The following is a 16,604-nucleotide window of genomic DNA, read 5'->3' on the forward strand; positions in this document are numbered from 1 at the left end:
CCTCTGCGCAGGCTCCCACCCTGACCCACGGCTAGGTTCCCGCTCTGAACCCGTCTGGACTCGACACACCCAAGACTTCTTTCTTATTCTGACAGCATGAACTTTCCGTTTCTAAAACGAAGCCTCGGTGCTTTGCTTATTCTTTGTTCCCCTTCTGCGTTTGCTCTGCACATCATGCTGGATCCCGGCCATGGTGGGGTCGACACCGGAGCTGTCTATGGTGGAGCCAAAGAAGCGGATCTGGTTTTGAAGGTCGCACAAAAGCTGCAGACTCTTTTGGCCAAAGATGAAAAGTTCAAAGTCACCATGACTCGCACCAACGACCGCAATCTGTCGTTGCCTGAACGCGTGAAGATGGCCGAAGGCACCAAAGCGGATTTGTTCGTCAGCCTGCACGCCAATGCCGCGTCCGATCAGCGCGCCAAGGGTGTGGAGTTCTTCTTCCAGAACAATCTTCCACCGGATGAAGATGCGTTGTTTTTAGCCAGCCAGGAAAACCAAATGGTCCTTAACAGCCGCGAGTTGCACGACATCTCTGGTGGTGACGAACTTTCCAAAAAAGGCGACGTGGCGGCGATTGTGGAAGACCTGCACCGCCAAAACCGTCTGAGCAGCAGCCTGCGCCTGACTCAGGCCCTGACGCAAGTGTGGGGTACGGACAATAACGCAGCTCAAGCCACCATCAAGCAAGCCCCGTTTTATGTGATCTCAAAAACGACAATGCCTTCGGTTTTGATTGAAATCGGCTTTTTGACCAACCCGCGTGAAGCCAAAAAACTGGTCAGCGCCGAATATCAAAACGATCTTGCTCAAAAAATCTACACAGCCCTGCAGTCCTACAAAGAAAAGATGGACAACCACACTGCAAAATCCTTAAATTAGCTTGTTTTAATCACCCCAAAACTAAGACTAAAAAAAGGCCCCTCTCTGAACGGCCTTACTGGAGTTTTCTTATGCGTGCTGACGGCCGCCTGTTTGATCAACTTAGAAATATTAAAATCACCCCGAATGTATCCGAGTACGCTGAAGGCTCTGCCATCGTGGAATTTGGTCGCACCAAAGTTCTTTGCACGGCGACTTATGAATCCAAAGCGCCTAGCTGGTTGCTGGGCACCGGTGCCGGCTGGATCACCGCGGAATACGGCATGCTGCCAAGATCCACGCACACCCGCATCCGTCGTGATAAATCCATGACCGGGGGTCGCACTCAGGAAATTTCTCGCCTGATCGGACGCTCTTTGCGTGCGGCAGTGGACTTAAAACAACTGGGTGAAAAACAAATCATCATCGACTGTGACGTATTGAATGCCGACGGCGGCACACGTACGGCTTCGGTGACCGGCGGCTTTGTGGCGCTAGCATTGGCTCTTAAAAAACTGCATGCGGTGAGTGAAATCAAAACGTTGCCTTTGATCAACTATGTTTCCGCGATCAGCGTCGGCCTGCATGAAGGTCAAATCCTGCTGGATCTGAACTATGATGAAGATTCTGCCATTGGAACGGACATGAACTTTGTAATGACCGACAAAGGTCAGTTCGTCGAAGTTCAGGGCACCGCCGAACACGTGCCGTTCACTCGCGATCAGCTGTTCAAAATGATGGATGTCGCTGAAAAAGGCTGCCGTGAACTCTTCATTCACCAAGCGTCCGTGATGGGCGAAATCTACAAGATCGCAGGAGCCTAAATGGAACTTTGGATTGCCACCGGAAACAAAGGGAAACTGGCTGAATACAAACAACTGCTGCGTGAACTGCCGGACTTGAAAGTCTTTTCACAAGGCGACATTGCGTCCTTCACTCCCCGTCCAGAGGACGGAAAGACCTTTGAAGACAACGCGCGCATCAAAGCCAAAACTTTGCGTGCGGTGAAAAACAATGTCTGGGTGCTGGGTGAAGATGCCGGTTTGGTTGTTGAAGGTCTGAACGGCTTGCCAGGAATTCATTCGGCTCGTTATGCGGGACCGAAGGCTTCGGACAGCGAAAACGTTTCCAAACTTTTGAAAATGATCACACTCAGACCCATGCCGAACAAGAATGCGAAGTTCGTTTGCACGACGGTGGTTTACACTCCGACGGGTGAAGAGTGGGTGTTCAATGGCGAGATGAAGGGCACGATTGCTTCCAAACCTGCAGGCTTGCATGGTTTTGGCTACGATCCGGTGTTCATTCCGGAAGGCCAGACTCAGACTTTGGCGGAACTGGGCACAGGTTATAAGAGCCTGCTTTCCCACAGAGCGATGGCTTTAAAAGCCTTCCTGGAAAAGCTTCAGACCGTAAACCCATAAAAAAAGTTCCCACGACTTCTCGTGGGAACTTCTTCAAGGCATTCAATAGCTTTCCAGAAACTATTCGCCACCCATTGTAAGAGTGCAAGAAAGCGGACTCTTATTCAAAATAACTCGCCCACCTTTGATGATCGTGATGGTCTCGTTTTTCAGGTCCAACTGGAAGGTGCGTTCTGCGATGTCGCTGTACGCTTCAACGAAAATCCAGTTTTGCATACGTTTGTCATTGCCGGAAACGCTGAATTGTATTTCATCGGTTCCAAATTTCAATTTAGAATCACCTGATTTATCTTCTTTGTGACGCATAAATGGATACAGTTTACCATCGCGACCCACTCTGTGGTCGATTTTCAGATACTGACCGACGTTTTTATACTCATAGCTGCAGGCAAGCTCAGTCACCGCGTGAGCCGCTGTGGAAAAAGTAGAAATAGCAAGAACTGCCGTGGCAATTGCAGACATCATTTTCATAATATACTCCTTTATTCATTTGGCCTTCGCCGAATGCTTGTTTATTTAAAATGGCTTTGTTTACAAAGTGAGATCTTGCAGCATTCGGGCCTCTGCATACCAGCCCCGCCCAAGTAGCGATAAATTGGACTACAGGGCTTTAGAGATGTCTTTCGGCTCGCTCCGAGCTGTGGCTTAAGTAACTGCCACAGCTCAACTTTTTCACAGTTTTTCGGGCCAGTGACGTTTTGGGTTACTCTTAAACTTGTCTTTGCCATTGCATCAGGCTTAAAATCGGTCCATACTTTCTCAAGCACACCCAACAAGGAGGGCCTATGATTGTAAAATCTCTTATCGCTAAAGCCGCTCTCCTTGCGTCTTTCTAGTTTTTTCATTTTTAAAACTTATTCTGCGCATGAGAGCTCCTGAATTTTAATTTTATTCAATGGAGTTATCCGTGACTATTTCATCAATCTTTCCCCTGTGGGGATGGAACGCGCTTTTACAGGCGCAAATCGAACTTCGACCGCTTAAATCGCACGAGGTCGTTGGACGTATTATTAATCAAGAACGCGAAATGTACCGTGTGGTGTTTTTTAAAAACGACCATGAAGGCAAGGCCCTGGCGCAGCTTTCAGGAAAATTTCGCTATGAACATTCTGACCTAAACTTGGAATATCCCGGCGTGGGCGACTGGGTGATCTGCGAGCTGCATTCCAATGATGAGCATGCGGTCATTCACGAGGTCCTGTCCCGCCAAAGCTGCTTTTACCGCAAGGAACCCGGCAGCGGGGCCCGGGCGCAGATCGTGGCCGCGAATGTGGATGTGATCTTTGTGGCGGTGTCGGCCAATCAGGATTTCAACCTGAAACGCCTGGATCGCTACATGAGCCTGGCGTGGGAATCCAACGCCTCGCCGGTGATTGTGCTGACCAAAGCCGACCTGGCCGAAGACCTTAAAGGCCTCATCGCCGAAGTGGAGGACCGCCATCCCGCAGTCCCCGTGCACGCAGTGAGTGCTTTGGATCCTGAAAGTCTGGAGCCGCTAAAGACTCACCTGCTGCCCGGAAAGACCGTGGTGCTTTTGGGGTCGTCCGGGGTTGGTAAATCCACCCTGGGGAATTTGCTTTTGGAAAAGGAGCAGATCAAAACCCAAGGCATCCGCGAAGACGACGACAAAGGCAAACACACGACCACTTCAAGGTCCTTGTATCAACTGCCATCCGGCGCCCTTTTGATGGACACGCCGGGCATGCGAGAGCTGGGGCTTTTGGATCATCGGGAAGGTTTTGAAAACCTCTTTGACGACATCCTGGAACTGGCGACCCATTGCCGGTTTAAGGACTGCCAACATCAGACCGAACCGGGTTGCGCCGTGCAGGCGGCTTTGGCCTCGGAAGAGCTGGAAGTGGGACGTTGGGAAAGTTTTCAAAATCTGGAACGGGAACTGCGGTATTTTGAACGCAAAACCAACCCCGAAATCGCCCGGGAGGAGCGTCAAAAATGGAAGAAAATCACCAAGAGCCTGCGGGTGCGCGTAAAACAGAAATCCAGAGGGGAAATCTAGGTATTTCCCACGGCAAAGGGGGTCAAAAAAGACCCCCTTTTCGTTGGACAAAATCTGGACCCCTTGCTAGCTTCCTTTAAACGCACTTTTGACTCAGGAGACTACGAGTGATGAAGGGCCTAAAGATCTTTTCCGCCAATGCCAATCCCACATTAGCCAAGAAAGTAGCCGAAGCCGCAGGAGTTGAGCTCGGATACTGTGAAGTCAGCAGTTTTGCTGATGGCGAAATCCAAGTTGAAATACACGAGAGCGTCCGCGGGCAACATGTGTTTGTTGTCCAAAGCACCTGCCCTCCTGTAAATCAAAACTACATGGAGCTGTTTGTGATGCTCGATGCCCTTCGCCGGGCCTCCGCCGCCTCCATCACCGCCGTGATCCCGTATTACGGTTACGCCCGCCAGGATCGAAAAGTGGCCCCGCGCGCCCCTATTTCGGCCAAATTGATGGCGGACCTTTTGACAACCGCGGGAGCCGACCGTGTGGTGTCCGTGGACCTGCACGCCGCCCAAATCCAAGGTTTCTTCAATGTTCCGGTAGACCACTTGTTCGCAATTCCGACTTTGGCTCGCGCTTGGCGGGATGCCTACGGCCAGGGCTCCGAGTTTGTTGCAGTGAGTCCAGACGCCGGCGGGGTCGAAAGAACCCGGGCCTTTGCCAAGAGAATTGAGTCCTCCATGGCGATCATCGATAAACGCCGTTCCGGCCCTAATGAGGCCAAAGCCCTGCACCTGATCGGGGATGTGACTGGCAAAACGGCCGTCATCGTGGACGATATGATCGATACGGCGGGAACTCTTACACAAGCAGTTGACAGCCTGTATAAGAATGGGGCAAAACGTGTGTTCGCCGTTGCAACCCACCCTGTTTTGTCAGGTCCTGCGATCAATCGCCTGAAGGAAAGCCCTATTGAAAAAGTATGGGTCACCGACACGATCCCGCTGTCTGAAGCGGCGAAAAACTGCGGAAAAATTGAAGTGGTTTCAGTAGCTCCGGTCCTGGCCGAAGCCATGAAGCGAATCCACGGAAATGACTCCGTAAGTTCATTGTTTGACTAACTAACCCACCTTCGGGTGGATATTATTAACTTCCTCTATTGGACTAGAAGGATAAATACATGAAAACAAGAATCGACCTAACAGTTGAACCTCGTGAAACTGGTAAACACAACAGCCGTGGCCTGCGCACTAGCCGTAACGTTCCTGCTGTTATCTACGGAGCTGTAACTCCAACTAACGTTTCCGTTGGTGAAAAAGAAATCGTTAAGTACAACACTCGCGCTTACGAGAATGCTCTTTTCAACTTGAAATCTTCTGACAAGACAGCAAACGGCATCGTTGTTCTGATCAAGTCTGTAGACGTACACCCATTGACTCGTCGTCCACAACACGTAGACTTCTTCGCTTTGGATCTGAAAAAAGCGGTTCGCGTTAACGTTGAAGTACGTCTTGAAGGTAAAGCTATCGGTCTTTCTGAAGGCGGTCTGTTGAACGTAGTTCTTCGTTCCGTTGAGGTTGAGTGCTTGCCAACTGAAATCCCTGAGTTCTTCACTGCTGACATCTCTAACTTGGCAGTTGGTGACGCTCTTCACGTTTCCGACATCAAAGTTTCTGGTTCCGTGAAAATGATCACTGGCGCTGAACAAACTATCGCGGTTGTTAACGCTCAAGAAGAAGAAGTTGCTGCTGCACCTGCTGCTGCCGCGGCTCCTGCTGCTGCTGCTCCGGCTGCAAAAGCTCCTGCTGCGAAAAAGTAATTTCCAGCAAAGATTTGAATTCCAAAGAGGCAGCTCACCAGAGCTGCCTCTTTTTTTGCCCTACCCCCACTTCAAAGGCTGATCAAAAAGGTTCAGCCGCAAGGCGGAGTAGGCCCTCGCAGCGCAGGCGTGCTCCAAGCACGTCGGAGCGAGAAGGCCGCCCGACAACGCAGTCGGATGGGCCTTTTTCATCGGCCGTTATGGAGGAAAAATGTGGTTGATTGTTGGTCTTGGCAATCCGGGTGGCGAGTACAAGCTGACCCGTCATAACATCGGCTTTATGGCCGTGGACTTTCTGATGGAAGGCCTGGGAAATCCCCCGATCAAAAATCAGTTCAAAGCCGAAATCGCTCAGGCGAAAATCAAGGACCACCCGGTTATCTTTTGCAAACCCCAGACGTACATGAATCTGTCCGGCGAATCCGTACAACCCCTGATGGGATTTTATAAAATCCCTCTGGAACGCCTGATCGTCATCCACGACGAAATTGACCAGCCGTTTGCGCAGATGAAAATCCAGAAAAACCGTGGGCACGGCGGCCATAACGGCATTAAAAGCATTTCAGGGCTGATGGGCTCGATGGACTACACCCGACTGCGTTTGGGGGTGGGTCGCCCGGCCAACCCGAATATCCCCGTGCCTGATTACGTCCTGGGTAAGTTCACCAAGGAAGAGTTCGCGCAGATGCCGGATTTCCTGAACAAAGCCGGCGATGCTGTGGAAAGCATCATCCTGGATGGAATTCAAAAAGCTTCGACAAAATTCAACACTTAGGCTAGATTGAGCCGTCATTTCGCAAGGAGTTTTCAATGGCACTTCAAGTCGGTATCGTAGGTCTTCCGAACGTGGGTAAGAGCACGCTTTTCAATGCTCTGACATCTGCCAAGGCTGAGGCGGCCAACTATCCATTCTGTACTATCGACCCGAACGTGGGCGTGGTGACAGTTCCAGATCCTCGCATGGATAAAATCACTGAATTCATCAAACCTCAAAAAGTTGTTCCGACAACTATGGAGTTCGTGGATATCGCGGGTATCGTAAAAGGTGCGTCCCAGGGTGAAGGTTTGGGAAATCAGTTCCTGTCCCACATCCGTCAGACAGACGCGATCGTTCATGTGGTTCGTTGTTTTGACGACCCAAATATCATTCACGTGGCGGGTTCTGTGGAGCCTATCCGTGACATCGAAATCATCAACACTGAATTGTTGCTGGCAGATTTGGACTCTGTTGAAAAGCGCCTTCAGCGCACGGAAAAACAGGCGAAAAACTCCACTGACAAAAAGCTGAAACTGGATGTCGAAGTTGCCAAGAAAATCAAAGAAGCTCTGGGCAAGGGTCTTCCTGCCCGCGCTGTGGTTTTGGACGAGATGGAGCAAGTTGCTTTGAAAGAGATGCACCTTCTGACCGCCAAGCCGGTTCTTTACGCGATGAACGTCAACGACGCTGACTTCGCAGCCGGTGGCAATGACTGGACAAAGGCTGTTGAAGCCCGCGCCGCTGAAGAAAACAACAAAACCATCCTGATCTGTTCTGCGATGGAAGCTGAAATCGCTTTGTTGCCGCCAGAAGAACGCAAGGACTTCCTGGATGCACTGGGCGCGGAAGAGCCAGGCTTGAACCGCCTGATCCGCGAAGCTTACACACTTTTGGGGCTTCAGACTTACTTCACCGCAGGTGTGACGGAAGTGCGTGCATGGACGATCCGTGCAAACACCAAAGCTCCTCAAGCGGCGGGTGTGATCCACTCTGACTTTGAGCGTGGATTCATCAAAGCTGAAACTTACCACTGTGAAGACTTGTTCAAGTACAAATCTGAGCAAGCAATCAAAGACGCTGGTAAATACCGCATCGAAGGCAAAGAGTACGTTGTGAAAGACGGCGACGTTTTGTTCTTCAAATTTAACGTTTAATTTCTTCTTAAGAAGGGAAAAAGGGGCCGCAAAGCCCCTTTTTTATTTTGTATGAATGAACTACTGAAATTATCCGCATTAGATCTGCATAAAAAAGTTCAAACCAAAGAAGTCTCCCCGTCTGAAGTTCTTGAGGCGCACATCACGCGCATCGAACAGGTGAACCCGGCCTTGAATGCGATGGTCGAAGATGACTTCGTCCGTGCCAGAAAATTGGCGCACGAACAGACTGAAACTTTGGCGAAGAACAATTCGGATCTTCCGCCACTGTTCGGTGTTCCTTTCACCGTCAAAGAAATGTTCTCTTACCAGGGCATGAAACGCACCGGGGGCAGCATCCATCACAAAAATGACGTGATGGACTGGGACGCCACAGTTGTCGCGCGAATGAAAAAAGCCGGTGGCATTCCCATGGGCACCACCAATGTGCCGGAACTGGGATTCTGGTTTGAGTGCTTCAATCCTGTTTACGGTCGCACCAGCAATCCGTATGACCTGGGCCGCACCTGTGGTGGCAGCAGCGGTGGTGAAGGTGCCTTGATCGGCGCGGGGGCTTCTCCGCTGGGTCTTGGCAGTGATATCGGCGGCAGCATCCGCATGCCGGCGTCCTTCTGCGGGGTCTTTGGTCACAAGCCGTCTCGCTATTTGTTGCCACTGACCGGCCACTTCCCGTTTGAACAAAATGACTTCCGCACGCTGTTGCTGGATCAAAAGTATCCGTACACGTCTATGGGGCCGATGACCCGCAAAGCCGTGGATCTGGCGCCGATGATGAAGATCCTGATGGGTTCTGATGATATCGATCAGCACACGCTGAAAAATCCGACCATGGAAGAACTGTCCCAGGAATGGAAAGGCCGCAAGGTTTTGATTTGTCCTAACCCCGTCTTCCACCGCGCGCGCGGAACGGATGATGAAATGGTGCAAGTGGTGAAAAACTGCGGAAAGCTCTTTGAGGAACTGGGCGCCCACGTTGAAGAACTGGATCCAAGATTCTTCGTCCGTTCTGCCGAACTGTGGTTTGCGGCGGTGAAAAACTCGAAGAACAGAAACTTGTATGAAACCCTGATGGGTCCCACCCAGCATCTGTCGATTGGGAAAGAAATCCTGCAGCTGACTTTCGGTAAAGGTAACTACACCCTGCCAAATCTGCTGGTGTCTTTGGCTGAAATTTTTGACACCCGCAAAAAAGACTTCACTGAAGAAATGCAGGCCTTGGCCAAGATGAAATCCGACCTGGATGAAAAACTGGGAGCGGACGGAATTTTGATTCTGCCTCCGCACCCGCGTGTGGCGCCGAAACACAGAGCTCCGCTATGGTCCCCGTTTGATTTCATTTACACGGCGATCTTTACGACTCTAGGACATCCAGCGACGTCCGTGCCCATGGGCCTGAACGAAGACGGTATTCCATTGGGAGTTCAAGTGGTCGGTCCTTACATGAAAGACCATCTGACGCTGGCGTGTGCGGAATTCCTGGAAACGACTTTCGGCGGCTGGCAGCCGCCCAAAAACCTATAGCTTAAATACGGTATTTGGTGCGTAGATGATCCAAGATGATGTGGAAGCTCCAGACGGTCAGGAACAACATCAGGCTTGGATACAAGATCAGATGCGGGAAGCTTGAAAGAGTCTTCCACCCTTCGCGCACCAAAATTCCCCAGCTTGTATAGGGGGGATGAATTCCCAGGCCGATAAAGCTCATGAAGCTTTCATACAAAATATTGGTCGGAATCTGCATCGCCACCAGAATCAGCAGTGTTCCCAGCATATTCGGAAGCACATGGCGAAGCATCACGTGCACACGGCTGCCACCTAGTGAAATTGCCGCTTCCACGTAGGGCTTGCGTTTGATTTCCAAAACCATGCCGCGGGTGACGCGCGCAAGACTCATCCAGTGGGTCACCGCAATACTGATGCACAAGCCGATCAATGCCCGAGTGAGCGGATCTTCAAATGGAAGCAGCAACTGCAGACTTAAACACATTACCGACACCAGAATGAAACTTGGCACCGCCATCAGGATGTCACAAAAACGCATCAAGATGCGATCGACAATCCCTTCGCTCCAACCGGCAATGGCCCCGTAAACAAAGCCCATCATAAAAGCCAGGAACGAACCCACCAGGCCCACCAGCAAAGAAATGCGCCCGCCCATCAACACCCGGGCAAACAGATCCCGACCCAGGGTGTCCGTGCCGAACCAGTGTTCTGATCCGGGCGGTAAAAGAATGCTTTCGACGTTTTGTTCAAGCCCCGAGCTGTTCAACACCCACGGATAGAAAACCGTGGCCAGCACCAGAGTGGAAAGGAACAAAATGGCAAAAACCAAAAGCACCTTTTTCATGCGCGCTCCTGCAGGCGTGGATCCGCCAGCTTCAGCAGCACATCAATAAAGGAATTCACCACAATCAACAAAGTTCCATAGAACAACGTCAGGCCCACAATCAAAGTGTAATCCCGGTCGTTCAAGGCGGCGATAAATTCACTGCCCAAACCAGGCACGGCGAACAAAACTTCGACCAGGAAAGAACCTGACAGCAGCGACACAGTCAAAGGACCGACATAACTTAAAAACGGAATCAGCGAGTTTTTAAGTACATGATGAATCAAAACTCCCCACACGCCGACGCCTTTGGCTTTGGCGGTGCGGGCATAATCCTGCTGCAGATTTTCATTCAGGGAGTTTTTCAACAAACGAATCAAGGAGGCCAGCGGTCGCACACTTAAAGTCACCACGGGCAAAATGTAGTGCGCTGGAGAAGACAAGAACGCCACGGGCAAAAGATTCCAATAAAAACCAAAGGCGTAAATCAACAGAGGCCCCCAGAACAGGCTGGGTAAGGACAAGAACGCGATCACGGTCTGATCGACCAGATTTTCAAACCAAGTTTCACGGAATCTTACGGCGGCCACGGCGATCACAAAGGCGCCCACCAAAATCACACAAAGCGCGATGGCATTTAACGTCAGTGTGTTACCCAAACCCTGGCCGATGATTTCCACCACCGTGCGATCGGGTTTCGACATCGAGACACCCAAGTCCCCTTGCACGACGGACAGAAGATAGTTCCCTATTTGGGAAGGAAGGCTTTGTTCCAGTCCCCAGTGTTGCGCCAGCTTTTCGCGCACCACGGGATTCAGGGCCGTCTCTTCATCGAAAGGACCGCCCGGAAGAGCTTTCAACAGCACAAACGTCAACGCCGCTAGGACCCCTAGCGACGCTGTCATTTCCACTGTTTTTTTAAAGACGAACCGAAACGCGTTGTCGATCAAATGTCATCCCAGTTTTCTTTCCCCGCCAGTTCGGCCTGGAATTTCACCGGAACCGCGCCTGCCATGTATGGGAAAAGATCTTTCTTGTTGCCGTACAATTGAGAATAAATATAAGCGTTTGAAACCACACGTTTCACATAGTTGCGTGTTTCCAGAAACGGGATGTGTTCAATGAACTCATCGGTTTCCAAGTTACCGAAAGACGACAACCAGTTTTTCACGCGGTGCGGACCGGCGTTGTAACCTGCTGCCACCAATGGAATCGTGTTTTCAAATCGATCCATCAGACGTTTCAAATAGCGGCTGCCGATCTTCACCGAAGTTTCTGGTTGCAGCAACAAAGGCGCTTTGAATTCTTTTTCACCCAAAAGCGTCGCCACTTTGTGCCCCGTGAATGGCATGACCTGCATCAGACCCAACGCCCCCACCGGAGAAATCGCATCGCGACGGTAATGGGTTTCTGCACGCATGATCCCCCATACCAGCTCTTCTGGCACGGCGAATTTCTTGGTGTATTTTTCAACATGCTCAGAATATGCACGCGGGTATGCAAACTCCCAAAGGTAACGAATGCCTTCCACACCGTGCGCCGCTCTTTGACCGCCGAAATTAATCTGGGCGATGTAAGAAGAACGGTTGTAGTGACCGGCAGTATTGTATTCGCTCATCAACGTGCGCAGATATTCGCGGTTGGAGGTCTTTCTTTCAATGTCATAAAGATCCCAGCGCGCCCATTCGTTTTCACCCAGGATCATCATGTCGCGGGCTCTTTCAAAACGTTTCATCAGGGCCGGGTTCGAGAATGTGGTCACCTTCTCGCCGCTGGAGTCCGGAACTTCATCTTCAGAAGTTGCCACTTCCACGGATTTCAAATCCGGGTTGTCAGCAGCTTCCGCTTCTTCTTCCTCACCTTTTTCGTCATCCGCAGAATACTGGGTCAGAACCAGTGTTTCTTCCGATTCAGAATCATCCCCACGATAGCTGTCAGATGAGTAAGGCATCAGGAACTCGCCAGCGGAGAATCTGGAAATCACACGCGGCTGCGTTGGCAGACTGGATTCAGCCAAACGGGGCACTTTCACTTCTTCCATTTTCTTCAGACGGCTTTGCGCGGCGATAGAGTAATAACCCAGCAAAGGATCTTTCGCCAAAGAAGACATCATGGCCTTGGCTTGCTCGACCTTCCCCTGACGGAAAAGGCTCATCGCCATCCAGTAAGTCACGCGGTCTTCCGGGAAGGACTTCCAGGCTTTGCGGTTTTTCTTTTTCGCCGCATTCAAGTTCCCCAGAGCTTTGTAAGCGCCCTGATAGTCCCCTTTAAGATATTTCAACCACGCCAGGTGCCACTGGGCATCGCGGTTCAGACCGGAGCTTGGATACGCCTTCATGAACTCCTGGAAACGGCGGGCCGCCCCGTCGTAATCCTGGAACTGATAAGACAGGAACGCGGACTGATACAAAGCCTGACGACCTGTTTTGGATTTCGGGCTGAGCTTGTAAGCGGAATAATAAGAACCCACCGCCAATTGCACTTCACCCGCTCTTGCTGCAGAGGACGCAAACAGAATCAGGAAGTCGAAGTTTCTTTTGTTCGCCTCATAGTAAGGCTTCAGCAATTCGACCGCTTTAGTGACTTCACCCTCTTGCAGATAGAACTGTGCCTGAAGTTTGTCAGCCAGGTACTTGTCAGACTTGGCCACTTTGGATTTCATGATATTGATTTCGCCCTGGGCTTTTTGATCCAGACCAGCCCATAGCAGGTAACGAACGCGCGTGCGGAAATCTTCCGGCGTGACTTTGCAGTCTGTCGGTTTGCCTTCAAATTCATTGATGGCCAGGTCCACGCTCCAGTCCGCCACTTTCGGGTAAGCCGGATAGCGTTCGTACAATTTCACCAGCCATTTGCACATTTGGCCGTGACGGTTCAGACCTTTTTCCGCGATCGCCAGATTGTAAATCACATCCGGATAATCTTCGGTGTTGCGGGTTCTTTTTTCAAGTTTCACAAACTGCGTGCTGGCCAGTTTGTAGTTCTTCTTTTCAAGCGCGATCTGCCCCATCAGGTTTGACGCCTCGATGGACATTTTCACGTTCGGGGAAAGATCCAGAACTTTTTTAAGCTCCCCTTCCGCATCATCCCATTTGGAAGTTTTCATATAGGATTGCGCCAGATAAAAGCGCACGTATTCTTCCAGAGTGGTTTTCTCTTTCAGAATATCCTGAAGTGCGGGAATGGCCTGATCGTATTTCGCTGCGCGGAACTGATCCAGGGCCTTTTTAAAGGGCTCAAGGTCATTTTTAGTAACTTGGGCGCCGGCCACCGGACCGAGCAAGAGAGAAAACACAATACATTTCAGGGAGACCTTCATGTCCACCACTCCAATACGAAAAGTTGTACAGTCCTTGTAACCGTCATTTAATAATGATACCGAATATCTATGGCAAAATCGAAAACTAAAACGATCTATACCTGTCAAAATTGTGGGGCCCAAAGACCAAGGTGGGAAGGCAAATGCTCTGACTGCGGCGCGTGGAACTCTTACGTTGAAGAACTGCAGATGCCGGAAGTGAAAACTCGAGGATGGTCTACAGGGTCTGGCGAACGCGAAAGCACAGGGTCTAAGCCAGTCGCGCTGGACCAAAGGCTTGAAGAAGTGAAGTTGGATCGTTTTGATACAAGTTTTGAAGAGCTCAATCGCGTGTTGGGCGGCGGTTTGGCCAAGGGAAGTTTCGTGCTTTTGGGGGGATCCCCGGGCATTGGAAAGTCCACTCTTTTGCTGCAAATGGCCGGTGGTTTAGCCAACAACAAGCACAAGGTTCTTTACATTTCCGGAGAAGAAAGTGTCTCTCAAACCGGGTCCCGGGCTCACCGCCTGGGCATCCGTTCGCCCCTGATTGAAGTCGGCTGTGAAAGCAATCTGACGGCCGTGATGGAAATGGCGCGATTCAAAAAACCGGATGTTCTGGTTGTCGACTCTATTCAAACGATGTTCCTGCCTGATTTGCAGGCAGCGCCGGGCTCTGTTTCCCAGGTGCGTGAATGTGCCGGGCACTTGATGGGCCTAGCCAAGCACGATGGCATCACCGTGATCCTGATTGGTCACGTCACCAAAGATGGCAACATCGCCGGTCCTAAAGTTTTGGAGCACATGGTGGACTGCGTGCTGTCCTTTGATGGCGATATTTCCTACAACTTCCGCCTGCTGCGCTCTTTGAAAAACCGTTTCGGGGCAGCTCACGAGCTGGGTGTGTTCCAAATGAACTCCAAGGGGTTGGAAGAGGTTTCCAATCCGTCAGAACTGTTCTTGGAAGAGCGCGGGGATCAACTGATTGGTTCTGCCGTGTTTGCTTCGATGGAAGGCACAAGACCTTTACTGTGCGAAGTTCAGGCGCTGACTTTATCAAGCCCCATGGCGATGCCCCGTCGCACGGCTTTGGGTATTGATATCAACCGTCTGCATCTTTTGACCGCCGTATTGGATCGTCACCTGGATGTGCGCCTGGCCCATAACGATATCTTTATCAATGTCGTTGGTGGTTTGAAGCTGGTGGAACCGGCTTCGGATCTGGCGGTGGCCGCAGCCATCTTGTCGACAGAACACCGTCGTGATCTTGACGCCAAGACTTGTTACTTTGGCGAAATCGGCCTGACTGGCGAAGTTCGTGGTGTATCCTTTGTTGAACAACGAATCAAAGAGGCCGACAAGCTGGGCTTTAAACATTTTGTTATTCCGTTTTCAAACAAACGTCACCTGGAAGACGTCAAGCTTTCCAAGGACAAGAAGATTTCGTTTGTCAAAAACGTGCATGATCTGAATAAAATCATCTAAGGACCCAACAAAAAGGATTTCTGGCATGGACGCACAGAGCGCGATCGTAAAAGAGACATACAAACCCGGTGACTTCATCTTCTTTGAAGGTGACATCGAAAATCACTTTTACATTGTCGAAAGCGGTGTGGTGAGTATTTTCACCAAAGATCAAATGGGCAAACGAATTCCCATTTGCGACATCGTGGATGGTGAATCCTTTGGCGAGTTCGCTTTGATTTCCAAAAGCCCGCGATCCGCTTCGGCCCAAGCCGTTACCGACGTTGTGCTGGTGAAGGTATCTGAAGAGGGGTTCCAGCAACTTCTGTCAGAATTACCCACCTGGGCGGAGTGCATGCTGAAGTCCTTTACGGACCGCTTGCAGAACATGACGGAAAAGATCCGCGAAGCCGAACAGTTCCGCAGACGAGAGTCCTAAAAAACCAAAAAATTGTAATTTCATTGAGTTGGTTATTTTCTTTTCCTGCTTGTATGCTGGAGAAAATGCTTAGCTCATTTAAACATCTTTTTTTAACAGCTTTGCTTTGGCTTTTGCCACTGTCCTTTGGGCAGGCTTCCGCCCTGGAGGTGCCTGTCTGGAGCGGGCCTGCCTCGGGCCCAAAAGCGCAAGAAGGGCGCAGAATCATTTTTATCGCCTCGGATCTTAAGAACGGCGGCGCGGCCGCCGTCAGCGAAGGCTTTCTTTCCGCCGGGCGAATGCTGAAATGGAATATCACGATTCGAGATGGCCAGGGAAGCCGCGCCAAGATCCAAAAAGCCCTGAACGAAGCCATTCAAGCCGGGTCCGATGGAATTGTTCTCGGGGGTTTTGACGCCGCCGACTTCCGCGCCGAGATCAAAAAAGCCCAATCCGCCCATATCAAAATCGTGGGCTGGCATTCAGCCCCCCGCCCCGGCAGCTCCTCCCTGATGTTTTCAAATGTGACGACAGACCCTTTGACCGTGGCCGAAAAAGCCGCCCGGTTGGTGTGTGAAGGTTCTGAAAAATCAGGCGTCGTGATCTTCACTGACAACGATTTTTCAATTGCCCGGGCAAAAACCCTGCACATGAAAAAGTATATTGATGATCACAAGAACTGCAATGTCCTGGAAATCATGGATGTGCAAATCTCCAAAGCCGAACATCTGATGCCGGGGGCGGTCGCCCGACTGAACGAACGCTTCGGCAAAAAGTGGACTCACAGTCTGGCGATCAACGACATCTATTTTGATCACATCAACTTTCCCTTAAAAAACATCGGTCGCAAGGATTTGATCAATGTCTCGGCGGGGGATGGTTCCGCCACGGCTCTGCACAGAATCAAATCCGGACTGTCCCAACAAGTGGCCACCATTGCAGAACCCTTAAAAGCCCAGGGCTGGCAGGTCGCAGACGAATTAAACCGCGCCTTTGCCGGAAGCGGTGAAAGCGGATATACAACGGAACCTTTGGTGATTACACAGGAAGTTTTGAAGAACTTAAAAGATGGAAATCTGGATTCAAAGATGAACTATAAAGAAGCTTACTCGAAAATCTGGTATCCCTGAGGCCC

General features: G+C 50.8%; 16 protein-coding genes. 12 read left to right on the top strand and 4 right to left on the bottom strand.

Going from position 1 to position 16,604, the window contains the following annotated elements:
* The first annotated feature begins 96 nt into the window (after positions 1-96).
* The 3 genes from BD_RS12340 (at position 97) to rdgB (ending at position 2,285) form a co-directional block, all read left to right on the top strand.
* On the top strand, positions 97-882 hold the full coding sequence (locus BD_RS12340; RefSeq protein ID WP_011165093.1) for an N-acetylmuramoyl-L-alanine amidase family protein: 786 nt from the start codon (positions 97-99) through the stop codon (positions 880-882).
* 71 nt (positions 883-953) lie between these two features.
* Positions 954-1,685 carry a ribonuclease PH gene (gene rph, locus BD_RS12345; RefSeq protein WP_011165094.1) on the top strand — a complete coding sequence of 244 codons (732 nt, stop codon included), beginning with the start codon at positions 954-956 and terminating at the stop codon, positions 1,683-1,685.
* Positions 1,686-2,285: an RdgB/HAM1 family non-canonical purine NTP pyrophosphatase gene (gene rdgB / locus BD_RS12350; RefSeq protein WP_011165095.1), complete on the top strand. Its 600-nt coding sequence runs from the start codon at positions 1,686-1,688 to the stop codon at positions 2,283-2,285. It abuts the gene before it with no gap.
* Positions 2,286-2,345: 60 nt separating this feature from the next.
* Here the strand turns inward: rdgB and BD_RS12355 are convergent, their stop codons facing one another.
* Entirely contained in the window at positions 2,346-2,756 is a 411-nt protein-coding gene (locus tag BD_RS12355) for a hypothetical protein (protein WP_011165096.1), read from the bottom strand.
* 436 nt (positions 2,757-3,192) lie between these two features.
* On the opposite strand from BD_RS12355, the gene rsgA reads away from it, so the two are divergent.
* The 6 genes from rsgA (at position 3,193) to BD_RS12390 (ending at position 9,487) form a co-directional block, all read left to right on the top strand.
* Positions 3,193-4,302 carry a ribosome small subunit-dependent GTPase A gene (gene rsgA, locus BD_RS12365; protein WP_231839169.1) on the top strand — a complete coding sequence of 370 codons (1,110 nt, stop codon included), beginning with the start codon at positions 3,193-3,195 and terminating at the stop codon, positions 4,300-4,302.
* Between the two features lie 110 nt (positions 4,303-4,412).
* Positions 4,413-5,357: a ribose-phosphate diphosphokinase gene (locus tag BD_RS12370; protein WP_173362281.1), complete on the top strand. Its 945-nt coding sequence runs from the start codon at positions 4,413-4,415 to the stop codon at positions 5,355-5,357.
* 59 nt (positions 5,358-5,416) lie between these two features.
* Positions 5,417-6,055, top strand: coding sequence for a 50S ribosomal protein L25 (locus tag BD_RS12375; protein WP_011165099.1), 639 nt, complete (start codon positions 5,417-5,419; stop codon positions 6,053-6,055).
* Between the two features lie 211 nt (positions 6,056-6,266).
* Positions 6,267-6,830 (top strand): aminoacyl-tRNA hydrolase, encoded by a 564-nt coding sequence (gene pth / locus BD_RS12380; RefSeq protein WP_011165100.1) that lies wholly within the window; start codon positions 6,267-6,269, stop codon positions 6,828-6,830.
* Positions 6,831-6,865: 35 nt separating this feature from the next.
* Positions 6,866-7,966: a redox-regulated ATPase YchF gene (gene ychF, locus BD_RS12385; protein WP_011165101.1), complete on the top strand. Its 1,101-nt coding sequence runs from the start codon at positions 6,866-6,868 to the stop codon at positions 7,964-7,966.
* 51 nt (positions 7,967-8,017) lie between these two features.
* Positions 8,018-9,487 (top strand): amidase, encoded by a 1,470-nt coding sequence (locus BD_RS12390; protein WP_011165102.1) that lies wholly within the window; start codon positions 8,018-8,020, stop codon positions 9,485-9,487.
* A 1-nt stretch (position 9,488) separates the two neighbouring features.
* Here BD_RS12390 and BD_RS12395 read toward each other — a convergent pair whose 3' ends face one another.
* The 3 genes from BD_RS12395 to BD_RS12405 are packed head-to-tail and all read right to left on the bottom strand — an operon-like array spanning position 9,489 to position 13,587.
* Positions 9,489-10,313 (bottom strand): ABC transporter permease, encoded by an 825-nt coding sequence (locus BD_RS12395; RefSeq protein ID WP_011165103.1) that lies wholly within the window; start codon positions 10,311-10,313, stop codon positions 9,489-9,491.
* Positions 10,310-11,197, bottom strand: coding sequence for an ABC transporter permease (locus BD_RS12400; RefSeq protein WP_041583757.1), 888 nt, complete (start codon positions 11,195-11,197; stop codon positions 10,310-10,312). The genes BD_RS12395 and BD_RS12400 overlap by 4 nt, the downstream gene beginning before the upstream one ends.
* A gap of 41 nt (positions 11,198-11,238) precedes the next feature.
* A complete protein-coding gene (locus BD_RS12405) occupies positions 11,239-13,587 on the bottom strand; it encodes a transglycosylase SLT domain-containing protein (RefSeq protein WP_231839170.1) in 2,349 nt (782 codons plus the stop codon).
* A 93-nt stretch (positions 13,588-13,680) separates the two neighbouring features.
* Between BD_RS12405 and radA the strand changes: the two genes are divergently transcribed.
* From radA to BD_RS12420, 3 genes are all read left to right on the top strand, one after another.
* Entirely contained in the window at positions 13,681-15,072 is a 1,392-nt protein-coding gene (gene radA / locus BD_RS12410; protein ID WP_011165106.1) for a DNA repair protein RadA, read from the top strand.
* A 25-nt stretch (positions 15,073-15,097) separates the two neighbouring features.
* The gene (locus BD_RS12415; RefSeq protein ID WP_011165107.1) at positions 15,098-15,490 is read left to right on the top strand and encodes a Crp/Fnr family transcriptional regulator; all 393 of its coding nucleotides are present in this window, start codon (positions 15,098-15,100) and stop codon (positions 15,488-15,490) included.
* 65 nt (positions 15,491-15,555) lie between these two features.
* Positions 15,556-16,599, top strand: coding sequence for a substrate-binding domain-containing protein (locus BD_RS12420; protein ID WP_011165108.1), 1,044 nt, complete (start codon positions 15,556-15,558; stop codon positions 16,597-16,599).
* The last annotated feature ends 5 nt before the right edge of the window (positions 16,600-16,604 follow it).

The organism is Bdellovibrio bacteriovorus HD100 (assembly GCF_000196175.1).
Classification (GTDB): domain Bacteria; phylum Bdellovibrionota; class Bdellovibrionia; order Bdellovibrionales; family Bdellovibrionaceae; genus Bdellovibrio; species Bdellovibrio bacteriovorus.